3 protein-coding genes are annotated in these 3,405 nt (G+C 43.4%); 2 read left to right on the forward strand and 1 reads right to left on the reverse strand.

Annotated features, from left to right (window positions below):
• Positions 1 to 1,339, reverse strand: a 1,339-nt coding sequence (locus ACP45E_RS16220; RefSeq protein WP_241824329.1) for a pseudouridine synthase, incomplete at its 3' end; no start/stop codon positions are given.
• Positions 1,340 to 1,549: 210 nt separating this feature from the next.
• Here ACP45E_RS16220 and ACP45E_RS16225 point away from each other — a divergent pair.
• Positions 1,550 to 2,383, forward strand: coding sequence for a DUF6279 family lipoprotein (locus ACP45E_RS16225; RefSeq protein WP_017037269.1), 834 nt, complete (start codon positions 1,550 to 1,552; stop codon positions 2,381 to 2,383).
• 144 nt (positions 2,384 to 2,527) lie between these two features.
• Positions 2,528 to 3,295, forward strand: a complete 768-nt coding sequence (locus ACP45E_RS16230) for a sulfite exporter TauE/SafE family protein (protein ID WP_017033198.1) — start codon at positions 2,528 to 2,530, stop codon at positions 3,293 to 3,295.
• Positions 3,296 to 3,405: the final 110 nt, after the last annotated feature.

Consider the following 3,405-nt stretch of genomic DNA (forward strand, 5'->3'; position numbering starts at 1 on the left):
GCTCTTCCGATCTTATTAGCGCAACGTAGCGCTTCTCTACCACACGTGTAATAAACTGTTTTTGCAAGCTTTTGTTAGCCCGACGCGTTAACGCAAAGACCAGTAACCCTGATGTCGACATATCTAGTCTGTGGATCACAAATGGGCCTTCTGCATCCGAGAAGGTTTCAGCCAATCGTGTCGCAACAGAATCGTGAATATGCTTGCCTGGGACTGAGAGAAACTCTGCGGGCTTGTTCACTACCACAATGGCATCGTCTTGATAAACGATATCGATCTCTTTGCCTTCGGCCGGGTTTTCCAATAGAGGATTAGGATCCAATTCAATGCCTTCAAGCATGTGGGTCAAAATGGGTAAGCATTTACTCTGGCAAGATGGATAGTATTTTTTATGTTGACGTATTTCAGACTTAGGGGATACGCCCCACCAAAACTCAGCCAAACATACGGGTTCAAGTTGATGAGTGAATGCGTATTGCAGTAGCTTGGGTGCGGCACATTCTCCTGATCCTGCTGGTGGCACTGGTGTTGATGTTGCGTTGAAAATAGCGTTGAGTGACTTTTCTACCCCAGCTTGGTTTAAAAACTGGTACTGTTCAAACAACTTATGTTGCAGGGCGTTCGACATGGCTTTGCGCTGTTCAAGCATCGCGGTTATCTCATCCGTTAATTGAGATAGTTGGTATTGAAGCTTAGACAGGGTTTCATTTTGAATCGCTTTCAATTGCTTCAAGTCATTTTTTTCCGCCACACTTTCTCGACCCAACTGAATCAGTGCCGCTTGGTTGGTTGCATCATTTTCGTCTATCAGTAAACGCTGCTGTTTCCTGTGTGCTCGTTGCTCAACCATAGCTTGTCTGTGTGATGCAATTTTCTGTTCGAAGTAATCCGACTGTTGAAGCAGCTTCGTTTCTAACTCTGCGATCTTCGGGTTAGCTTGGCATTGCTTGATATCGTTACTTATATGAGTAATCTCAGCGAGTTCTGAGCGAAAAAAACTGTCACTGCTTAACATATCAAACACGGGTGGCACGAAACCGGGAAGAAGATTTTGATCGGCAATTTTCCCTGAAAAAGCGCTTAAATACCCAAGCTCTCCTTTTGAGTTCTTTACCACCAATACCCCAAACATTTTGCCTGTACCGCTCTTTGAATCGTTGACTAGCCCAAAATCATGTATCCAGTCTGTTTGAGTGTCGAGTCTATGTTGTAATTCATGGGCCGCTTGCTCACACAGTGGGTGAGGCTGATAGTAGAACGGAAAAGTAAAACGATCAGGCAGCGAGATTCCGTTCGTGGAAGCGATAAATCGAGTAAAACAGGGCTCTGAGCTATTCATATCTAGACTAAAATTGGCTTAATAATGAAGTGAATGCTGATTTTACTCGTCTGTTTCTCAATTACTAGGCCTCTATTGGGGTATCTGTTTTCAAATATTCCCGTTGCCTCATTTAAAGTGGTGAACCCAAACAAGCAAGAACCTCGCGATATCAATGCAATAGGTGCTATATTTTGAGTATGCACGTGATCAATAGAAAGGAGGCAAAAATTGAGAAGCGCAGTCATCGTGTTAGTTTGTATGCTATTAATGAGTTGCGGGACGAAATTTGCCTATCGCAACGTAGACTGGTTTATCCTGGAATATCTTGATGATTTTGTTGATCTAACGGGAGATCAAGACGATATATTGACGCTCCAAATTCAGCAATTGAAAGATTGGCATAAAAAGGAAGAGCTTCCTTTGTATGAAGCACATATTGATTCGCTGTTACTGATTTCCCCAGACACGCTAACGCCAGACGCGATAGCCCAACATTTTAAAAAAATGGAGCAGCACTCCGAACGATTGTTAACACGAGTTGCCCCGGATCTTTACTCGCTGATTCAAACGTTAACCGATGAACAGGTAAAGCAACTTCTTGAGAATCTCTCTAAGCGTCACGAAGAATACAGAAACAAGTACCAAGATTTATCAGAGCAAGAAATCCACGTACGGTACCAAGAGCGTATTGGTGATCGAGTCGAGACTTGGTTAGGCCGGCTGAATAACGAACAGCAGAAAATCGTTGATCGCTGGTCCAAAGATCTCAGGATCTCAGCCTATGAATGGATGGCCTATCAAACGCGAATGCGTGGAGAGTGGCGACGTCTCTTGGATAAGCGGGATGAGTTGAGTTACTTCCAGCCCAACTTTCATCGATTACTGTTTGAGTCTGATCAGTATTTTTCGCCAGAGCTTAAAGACATGATTGAGTACAACCGCTCAGTGAGTCAACGCTACATTGTTGAGTTGTTTAAAACCATGAGTGATAAGCAGTTGAAACGATTTCGCAGTGAATTAGTCGAATGGAAAGAGATCGTAGCGGACTTACAAACGCCATAAATAGAGGTGTTTTATCGCCTCAAGGTTTTTTGCGAACATCACATGAAACCTTCTTGTTGATTTAATAAGTAGTCTGATTACTTTTAAATCAATAACGTGTATGTTGGGTCAACGTATCGTTTTAGCTTGAGACAAGGAAAGTCAATGCTATTAGAGTGGGTGTTGTTGTTTAGCGCAGGTGTTGCTGGTGGAGTATTGAATTCTGTTGCTGGTGGGGGAAGCTTTATAACGTTTCCTGCGCTTCTTGCGTGCGGCGTTCCGCCTATTGCAGCTAACGCGACGAATACGTTTGCAGTCAGTTCCGGATACTTAAGTGGTGCTTATGGTTTTCGGCATGAACTGACAAACGATAAACAATTACTAAAACTCATCGTCATCAGTCTTTTGGGTGGCGCGCTCGGTGCTTACCTGCTTTTGAGTATCCCAGAGAATACTTTTATCGTTTCTATTCCATGGTTACTTGGGTTTGCAACCCTCCTGTTCATCTTTGGCCAACCCATACAACAGATAGTGAAACGTTTAGTTCCTCAGGGGCAATATTCAAAAAGATTGGCAAGCATTACGTTGGCACTGATCTTGTTGTTTGTCTCTGCGTACGGCGGCTTTTTCAACGCAGGATTAGGTATTGTTGCCTTAAGTTATCTGGTTTTGGCCGGCTGTCAAAATATTCACCAAATGAATGGGCTCAAGCTGGTTATTTCTTCTTGTGTGTCTCTTTCGGCCATTGTGTTGTTTATTTTTGAGAATGTGATTGATTGGCATCGCGGCGGAGCGGTATTGGTTGGTTCTTTAGTTGGAGGCTATGCTGCGGCGAGAATATCTTCAAAAATACCTCAAGCGTACATTCGTTACTTTGTGATTGGTTCTAGTGTTGCGATTACACTTTATTTCTTCTACCAAACTTACCATTAGACAGCGTTAGGCACCTCACAAGTGAGTAGATAGCGGCTTCTCTTCTCTTGTGGAACTATGCTTGTGCGCATCTCTAGGTCTAAAGCATGAGAAGATCGGAAGAGCGGGTC

It is taken from the genome of Vibrio genomosp. F10 str. 9ZD137 (assembly GCF_049974785.1).
Taxonomy (GTDB): Bacteria; Pseudomonadota; Gammaproteobacteria; order Enterobacterales; family Vibrionaceae; genus Vibrio.

What these genes read in the sequence shown, in the direction of transcription:
- ACP45E_RS16230 (WP_017033198.1), top strand. Translation starts at nt 2,528, where the DNA reads ATGCTATTAGAGTGGGTGTTGTTGTTTAGCGCAGGTGTTGCTGGTGGA.